22 protein-coding genes and 1 pseudogene are annotated in these 20923 nt (G+C 58.8%); 2 read left to right on the forward strand and 21 right to left on the reverse strand.

What is annotated here, in order from left to right:
* Positions 1 to 142: 142 nt before the first annotated feature.
* Positions 143 to 883 (forward strand): transposase, encoded by a 741-nt coding sequence (locus ACSHSS_RS26480; RefSeq protein WP_153950176.1) that lies wholly within the window; start codon positions 143 to 145, stop codon positions 881 to 883.
* A gap of 375 nt (positions 884 to 1258) precedes the next feature.
* On the opposite strand, the gene ACSHSS_RS26485 is transcribed toward ACSHSS_RS26480, so the two are convergent.
* The 19 genes from ACSHSS_RS26485 to nagAa form a co-directional block, all read right to left on the reverse strand.
* Positions 1259 to 2254: a tripartite tricarboxylate transporter substrate-binding protein gene (locus tag ACSHSS_RS26485; RefSeq protein ID WP_026437511.1), complete on the reverse strand. Its 996-nt coding sequence runs from the start codon at positions 2252 to 2254 to the stop codon at positions 1259 to 1261.
* Between the two features lie 16 nt (positions 2255 to 2270).
* Complete coding sequence (locus ACSHSS_RS26490) at positions 2271 to 3296, reverse strand: Bug family tripartite tricarboxylate transporter substrate binding protein (RefSeq protein WP_032489826.1); 1026 nt, start codon at positions 3294 to 3296, stop codon at positions 2271 to 2273.
* A 62-nt stretch (positions 3297 to 3358) separates the two neighbouring features.
* Entirely contained in the window at positions 3359 to 3997 is a 639-nt protein-coding gene (gene maiA / locus ACSHSS_RS26495; protein ID WP_026437509.1) for a maleylacetoacetate isomerase, read from the reverse strand.
* Between the two features lie 11 nt (positions 3998 to 4008).
* Positions 4009 to 4710 (reverse strand): fumarylacetoacetate hydrolase family protein, encoded by a 702-nt coding sequence (locus tag ACSHSS_RS26500; protein WP_026437508.1) that lies wholly within the window; start codon positions 4708 to 4710, stop codon positions 4009 to 4011.
* Between the two features lie 33 nt (positions 4711 to 4743).
* Positions 4744 to 5784, reverse strand: coding sequence for a cupin domain-containing protein (locus ACSHSS_RS26505; protein ID WP_228771123.1), 1041 nt, complete (start codon positions 5782 to 5784; stop codon positions 4744 to 4746).
* Positions 5785 to 6014: 230 nt separating this feature from the next.
* Positions 6015 to 6620, reverse strand: coding sequence for a glutathione transferase GstA (gstA, locus tag ACSHSS_RS26510; protein ID WP_026437506.1), 606 nt, complete (start codon positions 6618 to 6620; stop codon positions 6015 to 6017).
* 58 nt (positions 6621 to 6678) lie between these two features.
* Positions 6679 to 7332 carry a 2-hydroxychromene-2-carboxylate isomerase gene (locus ACSHSS_RS26515; RefSeq protein ID WP_217998759.1) on the reverse strand — a complete coding sequence of 218 codons (654 nt, stop codon included), beginning with the start codon at positions 7330 to 7332 and terminating at the stop codon, positions 6679 to 6681.
* A 129-nt stretch (positions 7333 to 7461) separates the two neighbouring features.
* A complete protein-coding gene (locus tag ACSHSS_RS26520; protein ID WP_445545730.1) occupies positions 7462 to 8499 on the reverse strand; it encodes a dihydrodipicolinate synthase family protein in 1038 nt (345 codons plus the stop codon).
* Between the two features lie 57 nt (positions 8500 to 8556).
* Positions 8557 to 8742 (reverse strand): OmpW family outer membrane protein, encoded by a 186-nt coding sequence (locus ACSHSS_RS26525; protein ID WP_445545731.1) that lies wholly within the window; start codon positions 8740 to 8742, stop codon positions 8557 to 8559.
* Positions 8655 to 9194: an OmpW/AlkL family protein gene (locus tag ACSHSS_RS26530; protein WP_445545732.1), complete on the reverse strand. Its 540-nt coding sequence runs from the start codon at positions 9192 to 9194 to the stop codon at positions 8655 to 8657. Before ACSHSS_RS26530 ends, ACSHSS_RS26525 begins: the two co-directional genes overlap by 88 nt.
* A 71-nt stretch (positions 9195 to 9265) precedes the next feature.
* Complete coding sequence (gene nahC, locus ACSHSS_RS26535; protein ID WP_445545733.1) at positions 9266 to 10174, reverse strand: 1,2-dihydroxynaphthalene dioxygenase; 909 nt, start codon at positions 10172 to 10174, stop codon at positions 9266 to 9268.
* A gap of 25 nt (positions 10175 to 10199) precedes the next feature.
* The gene (locus ACSHSS_RS26540; RefSeq protein WP_445545734.1) at positions 10200 to 11651 is read right to left on the reverse strand and encodes an aldehyde dehydrogenase; all 1452 of its coding nucleotides are present in this window, start codon (positions 11649 to 11651) and stop codon (positions 10200 to 10202) included.
* Positions 11652 to 11699: 48 nt separating this feature from the next.
* The gene (gene nagB, locus ACSHSS_RS26545) at positions 11700 to 12479 is read right to left on the reverse strand and encodes an SDR family oxidoreductase (RefSeq protein WP_445545735.1); all 780 of its coding nucleotides are present in this window, start codon (positions 12477 to 12479) and stop codon (positions 11700 to 11702) included.
* Between the two features lie 63 nt (positions 12480 to 12542).
* A complete protein-coding gene (gene nagAd, locus ACSHSS_RS26550) occupies positions 12543 to 13127 on the reverse strand; it encodes an aromatic-ring-hydroxylating dioxygenase subunit beta (protein WP_445545736.1) in 585 nt (194 codons plus the stop codon).
* A 14-nt stretch (positions 13128 to 13141) separates the two neighbouring features.
* Positions 13142 to 14485: a naphthalene 1,2-dioxygenase system large oxygenase NagAc gene (gene nagAc, locus ACSHSS_RS26555; RefSeq protein ID WP_080746594.1), complete on the reverse strand. Its 1344-nt coding sequence runs from the start codon at positions 14483 to 14485 to the stop codon at positions 13142 to 13144.
* A gap of 86 nt (positions 14486 to 14571) precedes the next feature.
* A complete protein-coding gene (nagAb, locus tag ACSHSS_RS26560) occupies positions 14572 to 14886 on the reverse strand; it encodes a naphthalene 1,2-dioxygenase/salicylate 5-hydroxylase systems ferredoxin NagAb (RefSeq protein WP_026437497.1) in 315 nt (104 codons plus the stop codon).
* Positions 14887 to 14896: 10 nt separating this feature from the next.
* Positions 14897 to 15382: a dalicylate 5-hydroxylase small oxygenase NagH gene (gene nagH, locus ACSHSS_RS26565; protein ID WP_026437496.1), complete on the reverse strand. Its 486-nt coding sequence runs from the start codon at positions 15380 to 15382 to the stop codon at positions 14897 to 14899.
* A 2-nt stretch (positions 15383 to 15384) separates the two neighbouring features.
* Positions 15385 to 16656 carry a salicylate 5-hydroxylase large oxygenase NagG gene (nagG, locus tag ACSHSS_RS26570; RefSeq protein WP_200117409.1) on the reverse strand — a complete coding sequence of 424 codons (1272 nt, stop codon included), beginning with the start codon at positions 16654 to 16656 and terminating at the stop codon, positions 15385 to 15387.
* Between the two features lie 45 nt (positions 16657 to 16701).
* A complete protein-coding gene (nagAa, locus tag ACSHSS_RS26575; protein WP_048805400.1) occupies positions 16702 to 17688 on the reverse strand; it encodes a naphthalene 1,2-dioxygenase/salicylate 5-hydroxylase systems ferredoxin--NAD(P)(+) reductase NagAa in 987 nt (328 codons plus the stop codon).
* A gap of 116 nt (positions 17689 to 17804) precedes the next feature.
* On the opposite strand from nagAa, the gene nagR reads away from it, so the two are divergent.
* Complete coding sequence (gene nagR / locus ACSHSS_RS26580) at positions 17805 to 18710, forward strand: naphthalene degradation transcriptional regulator NagR (protein WP_048805402.1); 906 nt, start codon at positions 17805 to 17807, stop codon at positions 18708 to 18710.
* A 46-nt stretch (positions 18711 to 18756) separates the two neighbouring features.
* Here the strand turns inward: nagR and ACSHSS_RS26585 are convergent.
* Together ACSHSS_RS26585 and ACSHSS_RS26590 are read right to left on the reverse strand one after the other, a co-directional pair.
* Positions 18757 to 19464: pseudogene (locus tag ACSHSS_RS26585) on the reverse strand (methyl-accepting chemotaxis protein); the annotation flags it as partial.
* Between the two features lie 236 nt (positions 19465 to 19700).
* Positions 19701 to 20923: OmpP1/FadL family transporter (locus ACSHSS_RS26590; RefSeq protein ID WP_445545737.1), on the reverse strand; the 1223-nt coding region annotated here is incomplete at its 5' end.

Genomic DNA, 20923 nt, shown 5'->3' on the forward strand with positions numbered 1-20923 from the left:
CATGATCACGATCCGCCGAAATGCGTGATCACGTTCGCCGGAATACGCAGCTGGGATCGACCTGCGCCAGAGCTACGCCCGGGTCGGCAAGGCTGCCGAGCACCAGGCCGGCCGCTACGCCCATGCCAAGCAGTACCGGCGCATGCAGCGCGAGATCAGGAAGCTGAGGACTTGGCTGGGCCGGGTCATCCGCGACGTGCAACGCAAGGCCGGTGAGATCGGAGCTGGGCTGAAGGCCAAACTCGACATCGCCACTCGACTGCACGCGCAAAAGCGCGGCGACAAGAACAAGCTGTATGCGCTGCACGCGCCCGAGGCAGAGTGCATCGCCAAGGGCAAAGCCAGAACGCCCTACGAGTTCGGCGTGAAAGTGTCCATCGCAGTGACGGCCAAAGAGGGCCTGGTGGTGGGCATGCGCTCCATGCCCGGCAACCCGTATGACGGCCACACGGTGGACAGCCAGCTCGAGCTGGTCGAGATCCTCACCGGCCACACACCCAAGATCGCGCTGGCCGACCGTGGCTACCGCGGTGTCGAGCCCGCGTGTTGGGCGCGACTGCTGATCAGTCATACGCGCAAGTTGCCCAAGCGGCTGAAGAAGCTGCTCAAGCGGCGTCAGGTGGTCGAGCCCATGATCGGACACATGAAGGCCGACGGCCTACTGGGCAAGAACTGGCTCAAGGGCGCGGGTGGCGACGCGCTGCACGCTCTGCTGTGCGGCGCCGGGCACAACTTGCGGATGATCCTGCGGCACCTGCGGGTGCTTTATTGCGCCTTGCTCGGACTGATCGCCATGACCGCCACGCTGGCCTTGCCGGCACCCACGTCAACATCGCCGCTCACCGCCTTGACTTCGCGCCGCTCCGCGCTGGCTCGCGGCTAAAACGAGTTGTTCAGGGCCGACTGGGTAGGAGTGGTCGGCAACGGGGCAAGTTAGCGATCGCGGTCGAGTGCCATCAAAGAATTGACCGACCTCTACCCGTGCTGGCCTGCACGCCCACAGTGTCTTCCATCATCCAGGGTGACCCGCCAGGGTCATGACAGTTAGCCCGATTCAACTGCGCCAGGTGCCCAGAAGGTCGGCAATTTCAACGAGCGCTGGGAAGCCCAGGTCCTGACGGACAAGCGTGCGGCGGTGCTCGATGCGTGCAAGCACTGCGGCAATGTCGAGTTCGCCCGTTTGGGGCCCGCTGGAGGAGCAGATCGAAGCACTGCGTGCCGCGAAAGTGGGCGGATGAAACGAGAGGTTAATGGCATCTCAAGACTCGGCGGTGAAGCCCACGCGTCTGACAACTTCCCACCACTTTTCATGTTGTTTTCGCAGGCTGGACGCCATGGCCTGCGGCGTTAAGCTGTGTGCTACCAAGCCCAGGGAGGCAAGAGCCTCCGCAACCGCCTTGCGATTGACGGCTTCGGCAACCATTTGATGAAGGCGTGAAACGGTTTGGGGCGAAACGCCTGATGGAGCAAAAAAGCCGAGCCACTGATCGCCAGCGGGGTAGTCTGCACCGAACTTTTGCTCTGCAAATGTGGGAGTGTCGGGCGTGAAGGGTGTTCGCTGCGGCCCAGAGGTTGCGATGATGCGCAATTTCCCCGCCTTTTGGAAAGACAAGAACGTCCCCGTAGGCGCAGCCATGCATGCAATCTGCCCACCGATCAGATCGGTAACTCCAGGCGCGGCGCCACGATAAGCCACGTGCCTGAGATAGACGCCAGCCTCCTTGGCTACCAGCGCCCCCAAGAGATGCAATGGTGTACCGGTACCGGGAGATCCGAAACTTGCGTGTTCAGGGTGCTCCTTGGCCCAGGCCAGGAAATCCCGGAGCCCACGCACGGAAGGCGGTACCAAGGGACCCAGCGCAAGGGCGTCAGTCGTAGTGGCTACGGTGGCTACGGGAGCCAGATCCGCGAACGGATCGTAGTCCAACTTGCTGTAGACGAAAGGGTACAAGGACAGCACGGCGTCTGGTGTGAACAACAAGGTGCTGCCATCGTCGACGGCTGCCTTGACGGCGGACACAGCTATCCGCCCACCCGCTCCGACACGGTTGTCAACGATCACGTTAACCCCGGGTTCCGTCACCGCCAATCCTTCTGCCACCCGGCGTGCAACCGCATCGACGACTCCTCCGGGTGGGAAGCCGTTGATGATCTTGAGTAATTTTGGTACCGGTTGGGCTTTGACGCTTCTTACAGTGCCGAGCGATAAGGTGGCAAATCCCGCGGCTTTCATCCACTCACGGCGTTTGATCATGGTGCCCCCCCTCTGCTCAAGACTGCGCGGTAAAACCAATTTTCTCAGCGACTGCTTGCCAGCGTTTGATGTCGTTTTTCAATCGATCGGACAAGCCTTCAGGCGAACTCCAACCAGCCTCCATGCCCATCATGGCGTAGGCCTTGACCAGTTCCGGGTTTGCAACAGCCGACTTCATGGCAGCGCTGGCTTGCTGGACCGCTTGCGCGGGCGTGCCTGCGGGCATGAATACCCCGAACCACTCGGTCATCTCACTCAAGGCGATGTGGAGCTCCTTGAAGGTCGGGACGTTGGTCAGGAAACGAGAGCGGTTGGCGCCAGTCACGCCCAGCACCCGGATCTTGCCGGTCTTCATGTGAGGGAGGAACTCACCCAAGGGCGCGGCCACCGCCGGGATGTGCCCCCCCAACAGGTCCACAATCGCAGGCTGGGAACCGCGGAAGCCTGTCTGCACCATTTTCACGCCCAAAAGCCGCCCGAGCAGCTCGCCCAAGAAATGCGGTCCAGAGCCGGTGGCACCATGGCCAAACGTGGCAGAATCAGGGTTACTCTTGATCCAGGCCAAGTAGTCGTTGAGGCTACCAACCGATTCCGGGACAGCGGGCCCGATCGCAAACCCAACCTCGCTTGTCGAAACCATACCGACCGGCACAAAGTCCTTGACCGGGTCATATCCCAGATCTTTGTACGTGTGAGGGTATAGCGTCATCATGGATGCAGGCGTCAGCAGAAGTGTCGCGCCGTTTGGTGCCGCGGCCTTAACATGCTGGATCGCAATTCGACCACCCGCCCCCGTGCGGTTGTCGACGAGCACACTGGAAGCATAGGCACCGCGCATTCCCTCAGACAACCGGCGGGCAGCCATATCGGTCGCTCCGCCTGCGGCGAGTCCAATCACGATCGTGGCCACGCCAGGGCCGGATTGCGCCAAGCTCATGCCCGGAAGGCCCCCGATTCCAAGGGAGCCCAAAGTGCTCAGGGCTGCTCGTCGGGTCAGAATATGTTTCATAATCTTTCCCCTTACATTTTCACTATTGCTCATTGATACTTGTCACTGGGCAGGGCTACGAACTGTTTATTAGGGCGAAGGCGGCGTATTTTTCGTCAAGCCGAATCAGGTTGAGCAGCTGGCGCGGCGCGCCGAAATGCGTCCAACTCGCCGCAGGCCGCGTCCACTGCGCGGATCAGGGGGTAGGGCGTCAGGTCCACCTGGAAGCGGCGGGCGCTTTCCACCTGCGGCACCAGGTAGCAGTCGGCCAGCGTGGGTGTGTCGCCAAAGCTGTAGCGGCCGCGCTTCGGGTCGACCGCCAGCAGTGCTTCGTAGGCATCGAAACCGGCGCTGATCCAGGTGCCACACCAGGCGTTGATGGCGGCCTCGTCGGCGCCGAACGTCTTGCGCAGGTACTCCAGAATGCGGCGGTTGTTGATGGGGTGGATGTCGCAGCCCACGATGGCGGCCAGCGCGCGCACCCGTTGGCGGCCGTCGGCGTCGGCCGGCAGCAGCGCGGGCGTGGGGTACTGTTCCTCCAGCCATTCGATGATGGCCGGCGACTGGATCAGCACTTGCGCGCCCGTGTCCAGCGCGGGCACCAACTGCTGTGGGTTCAGCGCCTTGAAGGCGTCCTTTAGGTGCTCTTCCTTGCCCAGGTGCACGGCCAGGTACTCGTAGGGCACGCCCTTGAGGTTGAGCGCGATGCGCAGCCGGTGTGACGTGCCGCTGCGCCAGAAGTTGTACAGCTTCATCGCGTGCAGGCTCACTCGGCCGGGCCGACGGTCAGGCTGATCTCGGCAATGCCTTCCACACGGCCGATGATCTTGTCACCCGCCACCACGGCGCCCACGCCTTCGGGCGTGCCGGTGTAAATCAGGTCGCCGGGTTGCAAGTGGTAGTAGGTGGAGAGGTCGGCAATGATCTCGCGGACGTTCCAGATCAGCTTGTCCACGTTGGACGACTGTTTGGTCTGGCCGTTGACTTCCAGGGCGATCGCGCCCTGCTCCACCACCACGCCTTGCATCGGCACGATCTCGGAGCAGACCGAGCCTTCCTCGATGTCCTTGCCGGTGTCCCAGGGGCGGCCCTTGTCGCGTGCCACCAGTTGCAGGTCGCGCCGGGTCATGTCCAGGCCGGCGGCGTAGCCGTAAATCAACTCGTGCGCCTGGTCTTCGCTGACGCGGAAGCCGGGCTTGCCGATCGCCAGCACCAGCTCCATCTCGTAGTGGTAGTTGCTGGTGCGCGGCGGGTAGGCCACGGTCGCACCACTTTCCACCAGGGTTTGTGGCGATTTGGTGAAGTAGAACGCTTGTTCGACGCTTTTGTCGACCGGACGGCCCATTTCCACCGCGTGGGCGTGGTAGTTGCGGCCGACGCAGAAGATGCGGTTGATGGGGAAGCGCTCGGTCTTGCCACGAACGGGCAGAGACTGGACGGGAGGCGGGTTCCAGAGGTAGTTGCTCACTTGCTTTCCTGTTGTGTGGTGCTTCGCGGCGGCTCAGCCGCGGTTTTCAAAGACGCCCAGCTTGCGGTGCAGGGGCGATTCGTCGGCCATGAAGATGAAGGACGGCTGGTCGGCTGAGAGGTTTTTCAGCGTCACCTCGGTGTAGCCGGGGGCGCAGCAGGTATCGGCTTCCCTCAGGGCGAAGGTGGACTCGGCGATGCGCGCCTCGCTGCGGCCTTCGATCTGGTGGAACACCACGGCGGGCGAACGCACGGGCAGGCGCAGGGTCTGGCCGGGCTTGAGCATCAGGGCGTAGAAGCCCAGGATGTTCTCGGCGTCGTCACCCGTTTCGGGGTTGACGTAGGTGACCTGCACGCATTCCTGCTCAGGCTGGTCGGCCGCCAGCGACAGCAGGGCGGCACGGGTGTCGGCCCAAGGGTAGCGCAAGAGAGGATAGCGCTTGTCGCTGCGCTGGAACACGGGGGTTGGCACCACGCCCGCACGGGTCCAGGCGCAGTCGCCCCGGCCGGGGTCGACCTGCTGGCGCTCGCCGTCGATGTGGTAGCTGGCCTCCATGTAGTACACCAGCGGCAGGTCCAGCACATCGAGCCACACCACGGGCTCGTTGCCGTCGTGGCCGTGCTCGTGCCACAGGCCGGTGGGCGTGAGGATGAGGTCACCCCGGCTCATGGGGCACTTCTCGCCATCCACGGTGGTGTAGGCGCCCTCGCCCTCCACGATCATGCGCACCGCGTTGGGGGTGTGGCGGTGGCTGGGCGCCCACTCGCCGGGCAGCAGCAACTGCATGCCCAGGTATATGGCGGCGCTGGCTTGCATCTTCTCCAGGCCGTGGCCGGGGTTGGCCAGCACCAGCACGCGGCGCTCGGCCTTCTCAATGGGGGTCAGCTCACCGGCCTTGAGCAGCAGCGGCTTGAGCGTCTGGTAGGACCAGTAAGTCGGCTGCGTCTGGCGGGTCGGGACATTGGGCGGCAGCACCGCGCGTAGGCTGGGCCATAGCGGCACCAGGTTAAGTTGTTTGAGTTCGTCTCGGTAGTCCTGCGGCAGGTCTTCCAGTCGGCCAAGTTCGTGACTCATGGTGATACGCTCCTCTTCATCAAGCATGTGGATAGGGGAAGCCGATATCCCTCACGCTTCGATCAGACCAAAGCAAGTATCGGCAATTTCTGAATCCGACCGCAGTCGGAAAAAGGGGCTCGTAATCTGTGTGCATCGACATTTGATCGAGGCCGCTGCCCACGGCTGCCCCGCGGCATGGCTGGCCGCTCATGGAGGCTGGCCATGCTTTATTTATTTCTCTAAAAAAATCAGATCAAACCTTCAGCCGACAATGTGGCCCGGACTGCTGGACGTTCAGCCACGCGGTTGAGGTAGCCTTGCAGGCCGGGCCAAGGCGAAAGGTCCACATTCACGTAAGCCCCCCAGCCAAGCACAGTAAACAAGTAGGCGTCCACCACGGAAAAGTCGTTCCCCATGGCCCAAACCTTGTCACCGAGCATCTGCTCGGTATGGGCAAGACGGCTTTCCAATTGGGCCTTGATGACTGGCTTGGCATCCTGTGGAAACACCGGGCTGAACAGCGCTCCGAAGCTTTTATGCAATTCGGTGGAGATGAAATTCAGCCATTCCATCAGTCGGTAACGCTCCAGCGAGCCAGCTGCCGGTGCCAGGCATTTTTCTGGCACACGGTCAGCGAGGTATTGAACGATGGCCGGCCCTTCGGTGAGCACCTGCCCATCATCCATTTGCAAAGCGGGGACACTGCCCACGGGATTGACGGTCTTGTAATCAACACCAGTCTCAGTCACCTTGGTGCCGAGATCAACCTTTTCTAGCTGAAAGTCAAATCCACCTTCACGAAGGATGATGTGAGGCGACAATGAACATGCGCCGGGGCTGTAATAAAGCTTCATGAGACTCCTTAAAATCAAGGCGTGGTTGAAAAATCAGAAAAATCGATGCACTGAGAATTTATGGTTGCGTTTCCTTTTGCAACCTGCTCTCAAGCATGAAAAGGCGGTCATTTCCCCACCACATTTGATCATCCCAAAACACGGTGGGAACCCCGAAAACCTTTCGGTCAATGGCCGCCTGCGTCTCTTCGTCGTATGCCTTGGCGGCATTTTCGCTGTTCAAAAAATCTTCAAATTCACCGAGATCCCAGTTTAGCTTGTCGCATACCTCAGCCAGCAAGCTATCAGCATCCAGTGCCCACCCTTTCCCCCAAGCCGAATCGAAAACAAGGCGAACATATTCAGCGGCTCGCTCCCTGGCTGCCGGGTAATACAGTCCGGCATTCACCCGGCGGCTGTTGAAGTTAGGGGGGAAAACCAACGGAATCCTATAGAGATCGGCCCATCGCTGCAAATCCACCTTTAAGTAGTCAAGCTTGACCTTGAGATCCCGATTGGACGGCCCGATGTTGCCAATGGCCGTCTTTGCTCGCGCCAAATCAATGGCGTGATACTGGATGGGGAATCCATAACGCCCCGCTAGCACCGACAAACGGTGGTTTGCCAGGTACGAAAAGGGGCTCAAAAAATCGAAATAAAAATCAACCATCATGCTCAGGCTCTCCCAAAAAAAGACGGCAGAAATGTGGAGCTGCTTCAGGGCAAGCGCCACATCCCGCGCTCTTGGCGCTTTTACGGCGTACTCGCATATTTGATACTCGCCGATTCCTCCAATCCAGAGGACGCCCAGATCAGCCAGCTTTGCTGATCGGAGATATCTGACTCAGGACCTGGCCTCGCCTCACTTCTTTTTCGAGCCGGTTGCCGTTTTGGTTTTCTTCAATTCCTCGGCGTACTTGGTATGCAGTGCGGCCCAGGCGTTGCCTGATTTTCGAGCACCTGCAAGGTATTCATCTGGTACCAGCGTATAGGGTGGCCGGCACGGCCCCGCTTTGAGCCAACCCGCCTCGTCCATTCGTGCTTTTTCGAGACCAATGTTGTATTTCGAGAATTCCGAGAAATCGCCGCGTGGAAACAGTGTGGCGTCGGCAGCGCGCATGTCATCTGAAATGGCCTTGGCCTTGGTCCAGTCACCGGTCGTCTTGGCCTGTGTCACCGCATCACGAAGCATGAGGGCAGTCGCTGGACCGCACATGGAGCCGCTGGACCAGAAGGCGGTCATGCGCTCAGGATTGATTCGGGCCGCAGCGTAATAGTCATCCTCATGCGGAAGGAAGCGAATATTTGGAGCCAATTTCAGATCCAAGTCCAGCATTCCGATGCCCAAGTACTTGGCTGTAACAACTTGCGGGATTTTGGACATTTCGGCCCAAAACGGGCGAGGAAAATCAAATTTGAAAGCCTCCGGGTTGGCATAAACAGCGATGGCAGCATCTGGCACCGCTTCCGCCACATCGCGATAAAACTGCACGGCGGTGGGCAGATCCATCTTCACCCACATCGGCACGCCGAGCATGGTTCCTTGGGCACCAATGTCCATCACTTCGCGGGTCTGGCGTATAACTTCACGGGTATTCAAGGCTGTTGTGCCGCAGAAGTAGGGCACTCGACCACGGGCGGTTTCGACGACCGTTGAAACAAAATCCCGCTTCTCCTCCCACGTCAGCGTCGCGCATTCGCCAAAGGTGCCGTGGCTCAGAATGCCATTGACGCCGGCCGCAATCAACTCCTCGACAATCCGGGCCGTCTCGTCGAGATCAACCGTGTGCGTGCTGCGCCAGTCCGAGGCATCCGGAGTGGAGGGGGTCGGCATAATGACCCATACGCCTTGAATATCCTCTGCAGTCAGGCGCGTCGCTTTGCTGGTCTTTCTTGTCATTCAAATATCCTTTAAAAATGGTGGTGTAAATAGAACTTGGGAATCAAAGTGGGCCGATCAAAATCTCCGACCAATCGCAATCGAGGTCAACAACGGATTCAATGTTACGCGGGCCGTGGCGACTTGCGGGCCAAGAAACCCCGATGCATCTGTTTTCAAATAAAGTTTGCGGAGATCAAAGCTGACAAACCAGTCGCGGTTGATGTCGGCTTCCGCGCCGATGTGGAGCACAGGTGCCCACACGCATGATCTGCATCGAATGAGGTCAGATTGGCATCTTTGCTTTTCAGAATTCGGGTGTAGTTGATCCCCGCCCCCACGTACGGGCGAATCAATCCCATCTGCGGCAGGTTGTAGGTCGCCGACAAAACCGCAGGAGCATATTGAACACGACCGAGCAAAATCGGAGGCAGCGTGCCTGCGCCTGTCACTTTTGTGGTGGGTGGAATGCCAAAAATTAATCGCGCGTTCCAGTTATCGTTAATGATGTAGCCGAAGTCAAATGTCAAAGCGTTGTTGTCACTAGCGTCAGCGCTTCCACCCGGAACCCTTGTTCCGTCAATCGAAACTTTGGCGCTCGCATCGAAGGCTACGTTGGTGGCGCCGATGCGATATGACCAACGGGAATCCTCGGCATATGCGGTGCTGAGCATCAGCATCCCAAGTCCTGCGAGGGAAATGGCTTCTTTGATCATCATTGTCTCCTTTTGTTATATGGAACAGAATGGGAAAAACAGATGCGATCGATTTCGCATCTTTTGCATGGCTAGCTCAGTTTGACGTCCAATCCATAACCGGTGGCCTCGATGGCGTGACCGAAAATGTCGCCGACGTAATATTCCGATTCAGCAATGGCGGGGGCGCCTCGCCACCCAGGTTCGATCAGCCAGCCGGAAGGTGTTGCCCCGTAGAACGTCAGCGCCTTATCGTTGGAATGGATGCCCAATTGCAAGGCAATGTCAATCTTTTCCTTCGTGAAAAGCTGGTGTGTGTAACCCAAATCTTCGATATGAGTGTATTCAATCATCAGATGATTGAGGCGCTTGGCCGCAGGCATTGAACCGAAACCGATGGAATGATCGCGAGCATTGCAATGCATGAACGTCAACTCAGCCGTCATGCCGTTGGGCAAAGGAAGGCGGTACTCGACATCTCCACGAAATCCCAGCAAGCTATAGAACTTACGCGCCGCTTCAACATCATTCTGACGCACGATGCAGTGGCCTAGGCCCTGATCGCCGGTTAGAAATTTTCCGTGCAAGGGACGACCGGGGTGGAAGGGATTGTTCAGGTCAATCCGAGGTCCCCAGAAAATCTCGGTCGGGTTGCCCCCCGGATCTTCTGTCTTCATCAGGCCCAGTACCATCCGTTCTTGTGCTTCGGCTTTGTCGCACACGCGGACTTTGTAGCCTGCGTCCACGAGCTTTTGACCCAATGCCTCGAATTCCGGTTGACCGGCGACACGCCAGCCTAAGTATTCAAGGTCATCTTGACCGTTGTGATGAACCACGATCCGGTGGTGCCAATTGTCCATTCGCAGATAGAAGCGATCCTTGTCACCCTCATCGAGGACTTGAAGTCCCAGCATGTTTGCGGCAAAGGATTTCCACGCTGCGGGATCCTTGACCGAAATGCCCATGTATCCTAGTTCAATGACTGCTGCTTGCTTGCTCATGGTTTAACTCCTTTGTTGCTTCGGCTTAGAAGGGATACTGCTGTTCGAACGGTTCAATGGTTAGCCATTTGAGCTCCGTGAACTCGTCGATCACCGCGCGTCCATCGAAGCGGCCATAACCGGTGGCCTTTGTGCCGCCATAAGGCGCCTGCGCCTCGTTCTGCACGGTAGACCCGTTGATATGGACCGAGCCGTATTCGATCGCCATGCCCACGCGCAGAGCCCGGTTCACGTCCCGGCCAAACACGCCCGATGACAGGCCGTAGGCGCTGTCATTGGCAATGCGGATGGCGTCTGCTTCGCCCTTGCAACGGATAACCACGGTGATGGGACCGAAGGTTTCCTCATCGTAGATCTGCATGTCGGCTGTCACGTGGTCCAGGATCGTGGCGGGCATGACCGCACCCTCGGCCATACCACCGCACACGACCTTGGCACCCTTGTCGATGGCATCTTTCAACAGGCCATTGATCCGGTCCCCCGAGTTGGACGACACCATCGGACCAATGACGCAGTCCCCGGTCACGCACGGATCGCCTGCACTCAACTTCTTGGTTTTCTCGACGAACTTCGCGACAAATTCGTCCGCGATCTTCTCGTCGACCACCAGGCGTTCGGTGGACATGCAGATCTGGCCTTGGAACAGGAAACTGCCAAACACCGCTGCCTTGACCGCCGCGTCGATGTCCGCGTCGTCCAGAACGATCAGCGGGGACTTGCCACCCAACTCCAGCAAGCAGCGCTTGAGATGTTGGGCCGCTTTCTGGGCGATGATGCGCCCCACGCGAGTGGAGCCCGTAAAGTTGATGCGACGAATCTCTTTAGACGAAATCAGCGCATCGGCGATATCGGGCGAGCGGTCCGGGGACGAGTTCAGATAATTGAGCACGCCAGCGGGCAGGCCGGCCTCCTGTACGCACTTCGCGATCAACGCGTGCGTGCCGGGGCTGAACTCGGAGCCTTTGAACACCACGGTATTGCCGCAGACCAACGGATACGCGATGGCCCGCGCCGCGAGCACGGCGGTGCCGTTCCAGGGAACGATGCTCAAGATGGGGCCAACCGGCTGACGCAGCGTCATCGACAGGGTGTCAGGCTTGTCCGTCGGAATGGTTTCGCCTTGAATTTGGGTGGCTAGTGAGGCGGCTTCCCGGAATACATTGGCCGACAGGTGCACGTTGAACCCCGCCCACAGCGCGGAGGCTCCCACTTCCTTGGCCATCACTTCGATGAACTCGGGCGTTTTGCTCTCCATGACGTCTGCCACCTTCAAAAGAAGGCGCCGCCGCTCCGAAGGCCCAACGGCCTTCCAAGATTTGAACGCCTCTTGAGCGGCTCGAGCCGCATTGACCGCATCGTCCACCGTGGCGTTCGCGCATTGGGTCACGACCTCGCCACTGACAGGGTGCTTGCGATCAAATGACTTTTTGTCACTCGAATCGCTCCAGGTGTTGTTGATAAACAATTTCGTCTTCATGGGTTGTCTCCTGGGAATGGGGGTGATAAATTTGGATCGTTTGAAAATTCACTTTCGGCCGAGAGCCATGCCGCCATCAATGCCGATTACGGTGCCAGTGATGAACTTCCCTTGTTCCCGGGAGGCCAGCAAAAGATACGGTGCCACCACGTCCTCGGGCCTTGCTGCGAACCCCAAGGGGGTCAGGCCCTTGATCATGTCATCGATGCCGGGCATGTCTTTCATTTTGGTTTTGTCGAAGCCAGCGCTTGCCGGGCCAGCCAAAGAAGTGACCGTGCCACCTGGCGCAACGCCATTGACCCGGATGTGCGGAGCCAATTCGTAGGCCAAAGCCTTGACCATGCCCAGCACCGCATGTTTGCTGGCAATGTAGCAAGAACCGCCGGCACCGACCGCATAGGAAGAAACGGAAGCCGTCACCACCACCGATCCGTTCGTCTTTTTGAGCTCCGGCAAGGCCGCGCTGATGCCGCTGAAATAGCTTTTGACGTTGATGTCAAATATCTCGTCGAAACTGCCCGAGAATTTCTCCCAAGGCTCATCGATGCTCAGCATGTAATCCCATATCCCGGCATTTCCGATGAAGCAATCCAGGCGCCCGAACTTGGCAACCGTCTGTTTAACCAGCTTCTCATTGGTGGCGTGATCACGGACATCGCCCGCCACGATCTCAATGTCGTCTTTGAATTCACTGCGAAGACCCGCCTCTTGCTCCTCGTTGCGAACGAGTGCGGACACGCAATAGCCAGCTGCTTTGAAGGATCGAACCAGTTCCAGGCCGATCCCCGAGCCGGCGCCAGTGATGGCAATAACTTGCTGTGTGCTCATGTCAATAAATTTCCGTTAAAAATAATCACGAATGCCCGCCATCCAGGCAGGCATCCCCAGAGCTCACAGGAAGATCATCAGGTTGTGGGTTTGGAGAATGCGCTCCGGGTAGTCCACAAAGCGTTCGACCAATTTGATGCCACCACCTTCGTTACGTTTCCATTTGTCTTCTCGCGTTGCATAGAACACGTCAACCTGGTTTCCGCGCCTGGCGCGGTGGAGAATGAGGTTGGAGCGGACATGCAGCAGATCCGGTGCACCCGTGTCCTTGGCTGCCATGACATTGGTGACGAAGCGAGTGAAACGCATCTTCGGGCTGTTGGCCCAGTTCTGAGGATCCATCTGGTGTTCAACTCGAACTTTCAGCTGTTGATAGTTCTCGTTGTAGATATTCACCGCATCATTCAGTTGGTATCGACGCTCGGAAGTTGAACGAAGTTCTCGCGAGATCACCTGGTATTTGATCTCGGGGGCAACGCAGTGTTCAAGCCAGGCGTTGTAGGCCTGAATGTCCAACAGATGTGCTTCTCGGGTCAGGAGTGTGGTGACTTCTTGCTGCAGATCGCTGTCGTGCCCGACGAAGAAACGATGAAATTCTTCGGCGTCGTGCGCGGAGACCAGCTTGTCTTCCTGGGTATTGATCATCATGGTTGGCTCCTGGATTAGCGATCAGTCGTCTTGGTGAGTTCGGTGTGCCAATTTCGGGAGGCATTTTCGAACTCGGCCCAATTGGAGCTGCTGATGTGAGCCTGGTAGGCACGGTAGAATCCGCGATAGCTGGTTTCGCCGATTGCCGATTTGCCAACGACGCCCGGATAGCATTCGTCGCCGTAGACGTCCTTGCCGAAACCCAAATTGGCAATCAGATCACTGTTGCTGGATTGGTATTTCTTGGCATTTTGCGACTCCGTCTCCATGTTGTCGTTGTCGTCGCTTTCCCAGAATCCTGCTGGTCCGAAAGTGCGCTGAACCGCGTCAGCCAAGCGACGCTTTAAGTCCTCAGGCATGTCTTTTTCCACGATGGCATACGTCCAAACCTCGGTCGTGTTTTCATCGATCGGGTTCCAGACCTTGAAGACACCGGAGCAGGTCAAAATGCTGTTGTTCGGGAAAATCGTGCAGTTTAGATGGCTGCGGTAAATCCGTGCCCGGACATCGCCGATTTCCTTGGCGAGTTTTTCCTGTTTTGCGCCGCCGAATGCCATCATTTCGGGAACCAGATCAGCGCTGTGGACACCGGAGTAGGCGTCCCACAATACGCCCATTCCACTGCCATACTTGCTGGTCATTTGTAAGCCCGCGCCTTCGGGTGGAAGCATAGCGTTGGCCGCAAGAGGGGTAAATATCGACTGACCTGAGCGCAAAGACGATGCGTGCGTCCAACCAACGTGGTACGCGTCACCCACAAAGTTTTCCGCAGGAGCCTTCCAGTTGGCCTTGATCACCACTTTGCCGGGGGGGCCTACAAGTTCCAGGCCACCAGAGTACTTGAAGATGGGTTCTAAGTACCAGGCTGCATCACCCAGATAATCGACAAGCGTGGGGGCCTCTGCATCAAAACAACCGTAAATAAAGCCATGAAAGCTTTCGATGCGGGGGACTTCTTTCAAGCCCAGGCATTTCTTTTTGATCGTATCGCCGTACAACTCTTTTTCAAAGGGAACGCTTTGCAGTTCGCCGTTGGAACCGAAGCCCCAGCCGTGGTAGCTGCACACAAAGCCTTTCGCATTTCCGGCTTCAGCGTGAACTAGTGTCTTGCCCCGGTGACGGCAAACATTCAAAAAGGCTCGCACCGACCCATCGTTCTGGCGGGAGACGATGACTTCATCGACGCCCATTTTGGCAGTGACATAGTCGCCGGGGGAGGGAATCAGACTGTCATGGGTCAGAAAAAGCCAGTTCCGCGCGAAGATGGTCTTCATCTCGTGCTGGAAAAGTTCTTTGTCGCCATGAATCAGGTGCTTTTGCGTCAGCCCTGCTTCACTCACCAAATTTTCATAAATCATGATTAATGTCTCCGTTTTTTGGCTAATGGGTGGATTGGATGGTTTGGTTGATTGGTCCGAATTCAGCCTCCTGATTGAAAGCAGTCTTACTCCATTTTGAGCATCACGCGCATGTTTTCAATTTTGACGGGGTAGGTTTTGATGTCCTTTGTCAGGGGGGTGCACAAGGCTTTGCCTGTGCAGACATCAAATCGACCTTGGTGCAGAGGGCATTCAATTTCCCGGCCTTCGAGAAAGCCATCGCTCATGCGCGCAGCGCCGTGCGTGCACAGGTTATCGGTGGCATAAATCTCCCCCTCGACCTCGTAGAGCGCAATTTCCTTGCCGTTAACTTTGACGCCGACCACATCGCCTTCAGGGATGTCGTCAAGACAAGCTGCATCAATCCAGTTCTGAGTCATGTGCGTCGCCTCAGATTGGATAGATCACAGAGTTGGGGATCATTTCGCTGTCGTAAACGCACAGGCGCGACTTCAGCTTGAGGCCCTCGGGCGTGCGCACGATCACGTCTCGGTAATAGCCGGCGTTGAAAATCGTGGAATCGCCGTCGTACTTGGTGCGAATCACGGCATAGCTGGCTTCGGCGGTGATGCGCTCGCCGTCCGCATCACGCTCCACTGACAGCACGCGCGGCGTGCCCACGATGTGGCGCTGGTAGTAGGGGTCGTGGTACATGGTTTCCTTGACGCCGTACACCCGGTCGCGGATCATTGCCTTGCTCTCCAGCGCCAGCAGGCACAGCGGCAGGCCCTGCTCAAAGTTCTCGCGCGGCTGCAGGCGGTAGGTGCCGGTCTCGATGAAGAAATCAGGCCACTTCTCCCAATTGGCGGAGTCGCACACCATGGCGTAGTCGCTGTACAGGTTCAGCAGTTCGAAATAGGTTTTGAAGTCGACCATGTTTATTCCCCCATCACCTTGCGCCAGTAGTCGTACATGCCGCGGATCAGCGTCTCGGTGACCATGTGGTCCGTGTCGCCGATTTCGTGACCGCCCATCTCGATCACGGTGCGGTGCGTCGGTTTTTGCTCAAAGCCTTCCTGCGACCACTCGATCACCTCGCCGTCATCGGCCGACACGAAGCCCGCCGGCCCGAACAGGTTGGCCTGGATCAGGCGGCGCTGGGTCCACTCCTCGTTGTCGTCCTCGAAGCCGAAGTGGGTCCAGACGAAATCGAAGGAGCCGTGACCGTTGGGCTGGATGTGGCGGGTCGATAGGCTGTTGACCTGCTGCTGGATGATCACGCTGGGGAAGATCGTGGTCATCACCGCAGTCGGACCGCCCCACCAGGGCTCGGGCACGATGTCGAGCAGGCGCGGGTCGTTCACCTTCATCTGTTCCTTGAAGCTGTCCACGCCGGACACGACCTCCTCGTTCTTGCCGCCCTGACCGCGCGTGGAGATCATTGCGGCGTGGCGGAACTTGGCGTCCATCTTCAGTTCCGACTTGTTGTCGGCGCGCCAGAGCCCGAAGGTCGAGAACCAGGTGTGCAGCAGGCCCGGGTGGTAGGGGTCCTTGATGTTCTCCTGCATCAGCTTCCAGTTGCCCGGGATGCGCTGGCGGCGGTAGCCCAGGATCTTGAGCTTGCGGCCGTTGAAGACGCGGTCGAAGTAATGCAGGATGGTTGGGCCCAGGAACTCCTCGAAGGGCTCGACATCGTGGTCAAAAGAGGCAAACACCACACCACCTCGGGCGGCCACCTTGAGCTTGGTCAGGCCGTGTTCTTCAAGCTTGAAGTCCTTGGGCATGCCGCCGTTGACCTTGCCGTCCTGCTTGACGCCGCGGCGGAAGGGAACGCCTTGCAAGTCACCCTTGAGGCTGTAGTTCCACTGGTGGTAGGGGCAAAAGAAGTCCGTGGCCTTGCCGTGGCGCTCGCGGCAAAAGCGCATGCCACGGTGGGCGCAAACGTTCTCCACCACGTTGATGCCGCCGTCCGGATCACGCACCATGATGACCGAGCGCTCACCGATCACCGTTCGCTTGAAGTCGCCTGGATTCGGAATCTCGGCTTCCAGGCCTACATAGCACCAGTGGTTTGCATAGAACAGGCGCTCCAATTCGCGCTTGTACAGGTCTTCGCGGGTGTAGGCCCAGAAGGGAACGCGGCTGCTACCTTCGCCCGGCCATTTCGGATCTTGGGGAAACACGGGTTTTAATCGTTGGGGTTCACTCATGGCTTGGTATCCTTGGGTTGAATTGGGTTCGCATGGTGCCTTCGCTCAGACGCCGCTGGGATAGAACGCATCGGCATGGATGTGCCCGGGTACTATGCCTAGGCGAGCAACGAGCAGGTTCAGGGCCTCGACCATGGCCGGAGCGCCACACAGGTAGGCGCGCCATCCCGCCAAATTGGGCAAGTCACGGCCGATCAGATCGGTGACCAGGCCGGATCGACGACCAGGGCCGGCAGGGCCTGTTGCAACAACGACATTCACCTTGAGATTCGGAAACCTTGCAGCCAATGCGTGAAGGCGTTCCTCGTCATAGATGTCCTGCTCGCTCCGCACACCGAAGTACAGATGGATGGGGTTGCTCATCCCGCTTTCCAGTGCGCCTCGAACGATCGAAAGGACGGGCGCCAGACCTGTTCCACCCCCCACACAAAGCATGGGGCCGGTGTGCGTGCGCCGCAGATAGGCCGTTCCGAGGGGGCCGCTGATCCGCACCGAAGCGCCTACGGACAGTTCATTGAAAACGTAGTTGCTGACATGCCCGCCCGGAACCGCGCGAATCTGAAACTCCATTTCCGCATCGCTAGGCAGCCCGGCCATCGAATAGGGGCGGACGCATTCGGGCGTGAACTGCACCGTTGCGTACTGGCCAGGGCTGAACTCAAGCGGTTTGGCCAGTTTGATGCGCAGGCGCCGGATGTCATGGGTGGCTTCGTCTATCGCTGTGACCGTCCCCTTGACGATGCGCGCCGGGTGAACCACGATCTCGTCAGATTCAGGAATCTCGATCGTGCAGTCTTCGGTCAGAACCGCCTGACAGGCCAGGACATAGGCCCCCTTTCCTGCCTGCGGGCGCCCTGTCTCGGGGCCGTTATCGCGAAGATGGCCGGCAATCACACGGCAACGGCAAGTGCCGCAGCGGCCCGACATGCAGCTATAAGAAATGGGGACCTCGTTGGACCTGAGCACGTCAAGCAGGGTGCTGCCGGTCTCCGCGTTCAGATGCAAATTGAGGGGTTCTACTACCAGTTCCATGCAAGCTCTTTTTTCAGTTGTCTCCGAATGGCTGCGATTCTGGCGCGTCGATCGGTATAGCGCTATAGATCAAGTCTGATAGTTAAAATCACCAGCATGAATAATGGTGAGGCATCATGGATCTGCGCGACATCGACTTGAATCTGCTGGTGGTCTTCAACCAGCTACTGCTCGACCGGAGCGTATCGACGGCCGGCGAAAAACTGGGGCTGACGCAGCCTGCCGTCAGTAATTCACTTAAACGGCTGCGTACAGCGCTGAACGACGATTTGTTCTTGCGCACCTCAAAAGGCATGGAGCCGACACCGTATGCACTGCATCTTGCGGAGCCCGTGGTTTATGCGCTCAACACGTTGCAGACGGCGCTGACGACCCGTGACTCGTTCGACCCGCTTACCAGCACGCGCACCTTCAACTTGGCAATGACCGACATCGGCGAGATGTACTTCATACCTCCATTGATGGAAGCGCTTGCGCAACGAGCTCCTCATATCCAGATCAGCACGCTGCGCCCGAATGCTGGCAATCTGAACGAGGATATGGAGTCGGGCGCGGTCGATCTTGCCTTGGGTCTTCTGCCAGAGCTACAGACCGGATTCTTCCAGCGGCGCCTCTTTCGCCACCGCTACGTATGCATGTTCCGCAAGGACCATCCAAGCGCCAAATCCCCCATGAGCCTGAAACAGTTCAGTGAACTGGAGCATGTCGGCGTGGTCGCACTCAACACCGGACACGGTGAGGTCGACGGCCTGCTTGAACGCGCAGGCATCAAAAGGCATATGCGGCTGGTGGTGCCGCATTTCATTGCGGTCGGCCCCATTGTGCACAGCACCGACCTCATCGCGACCGTGCCGCAACGTTTTGCCGTTCGCTGCGAAGTGCCTTTTGGTCTGACGACATCCCCGCACCCGGCCAAGCTGCCCGATATCGCCATCAACCTGTTTTGGCATGCCAAGTACAACCGGGAGCCGGGCAACATGTGGCTACGTCAGTTGTTCGTCGAGCTTTTCTCTGAAGCATAAGCGTCCAGCAAACCCATATTGACTGTCGCGGGCGGCCATGGCTGAATCAGGATGTCGGTGATCTGCCAACCGATGCGGCAGCAGTTCTTCCATGCGACTGGCCTTGTGCGTAGGCAGCCGGGTCAGAACTGCCTTCGCTCGCCAGTTTGAACACCGCCACCGTCTGCACCAGCTCCTCGGACTCGCCCTTCAGGCTGGAGGCCGCGGTGGCCATCTGCTCGACCAGCGCCGCGTTCTATTGCGTTGCCTGGTCCATATTGGTGACGGCCTCACCCACCTGCGCCATTCCCTGGCTCTGCTCAGTGCTGGCCGCGCTGATCTCGCCCATGATGTCGGTCACGCGCCGGATGCTGTCAACGACCTCTCTCATGGTGGTGCCGGCCTGGCCCACCAGGGCGCTGCCTTGCTCGACCCGGCCCACGCTGTCCTCGATCAGGGTCTTGATTTCCTTGGCGGCCTCGGCGCTGCGCTGGGCCAGGCTGCGCACCTCGGCGGCCACCACGGCAAAGCCGCGACCGTGTTCGCCCGCTCGGGCGGATTCGACCGCGGCATTCAGGGCCGGAATGTTGGTCTGGAAGGCGATGCCGTCAATGACGCTGATGATGTCGACTATCTTGCGTGAGCTTTCGTTGATGCCGGTCATGGTGTTGACCACCTGGGCCACAGCTTCGCAGCCTTCGACGGCCACGGCGCTGGCGCTTTGCGCGAGCTGGTTGGCATGGCGCGCGTTGTCGGCGTTCTGGCGCACATGGGCCACCATGCTGGAAAGGCTGCCCTGCATGTCCGCCAAGGCGGCCATCAATTGGCCGACTTCGTCGTTCGAACGCGTCACGATCTGCCCCGTGAGGTCGCCCTAGGCAATCTAGCCATCTGCGCAACGCGACTTACGCAAGACCGCGCCCTTTGGGGGAAGTACCACTTCCTGAACGGCTAGACGGTGTCTGACTGTCCTGACCTACAGGGCCAACCCCAACCGCGCCCGCCTCTGCATCAGAACCGTTTTTGCCAGGCGACCGCCGCGTTGATCTGCGAGTGGGTGACCTTTATCGGCACGGAGGTGTTGGGCTGACTCGTGTTCGTCAAGGTCTTCTGCAATGCGAATGATACGCCAAGGTCGATCTTGTTGTCTTTGCTGAACGCATAAGAAACGCCGCCGGTCAGGGTCGTGGTCGGGATGGCGGCAATGGCGGCCAACAGCATATTGTTTGGTATGGCTTCCTGCGCATAATGGAAGCCCGCACGGAACGCGAGGCTCGCGTTGTAGCGGTATTCTGCCCCCACGCCAAACACGTTGATGTCACGGTAGTTCTGCGGCAGGGACAGGTTCAGGTTCGCCCCCGTGCCCGACTGTACGAAGCTCACGTTGATGTCCTTGAACACGCTCGCGAGAAACACGCGCTGATAGTCGGCCGAAATGCTCCAGTGATCGTTGAAGCGGTGGCTAATACCTGCCGTGAACTGCGCGGGCATTTCGAAGCTGTGGACCGTGATCTGACCGTCGAGCGGGATGTTTCCGGCAACGGAACTCACTGCCGACAACGTTGCATGGCCGCCCAGATCGCCCACGTGCGTCTTGAAATTGTAGGCCAGGCCAAACACGGTGTCCGGCGTGAGCCGATACGTGAGGCCCAGCTTGCCGCCGATCCCCCAAGCATCGGCGCCGCCGCCCACGATTCCGTTATGCGCGAAGTTGATATACCCGCCCGACAGGCCTGGCACGCTGGCGAGCGCGGGCAGCAGCGAGCCCGATGCGCGGTGCTGGGCCGCGAGCGTACCGATTTGCGAGGCATCCAGCAGCATGCCGAGATTCAGCGAGGTCCAGACCGCGTCAAGCGAGCCGCCGACCGTCAGCTTGTCCGTGATGTCGTAAGACATGGCAAACGGAATGCGCAACACCAGGAGACGCGAAAAATTGTCGAAGCCGGTGCTGATGCCGTTGGTGGTCGTGCGCGATAGAAAGCTGCTGCCGCCGTACTGCGTGCCGAGCCCCCCTGCCGCGAAGACGCCCACCCCGAATGCATACTTCCCGGCACGGTACACGAATGCGGCTTCGGGCGCGAAGTAGGGACCGTTGTTGTTGCCGTGATTGCCAGAAGAAACTGATTCGCCGGTGGTGGCGTTTCGTATGTTGATATCGGTGCTGATGACATCCAGCCCGAAATCTAGATAGGCCCCATGCTCCATCAAGCCCAGCGTTGCCGGGTTCTCCATCA

The sequence above is a fragment of the Burkholderia sp. BC1 genome (genome assembly GCF_052683555.1).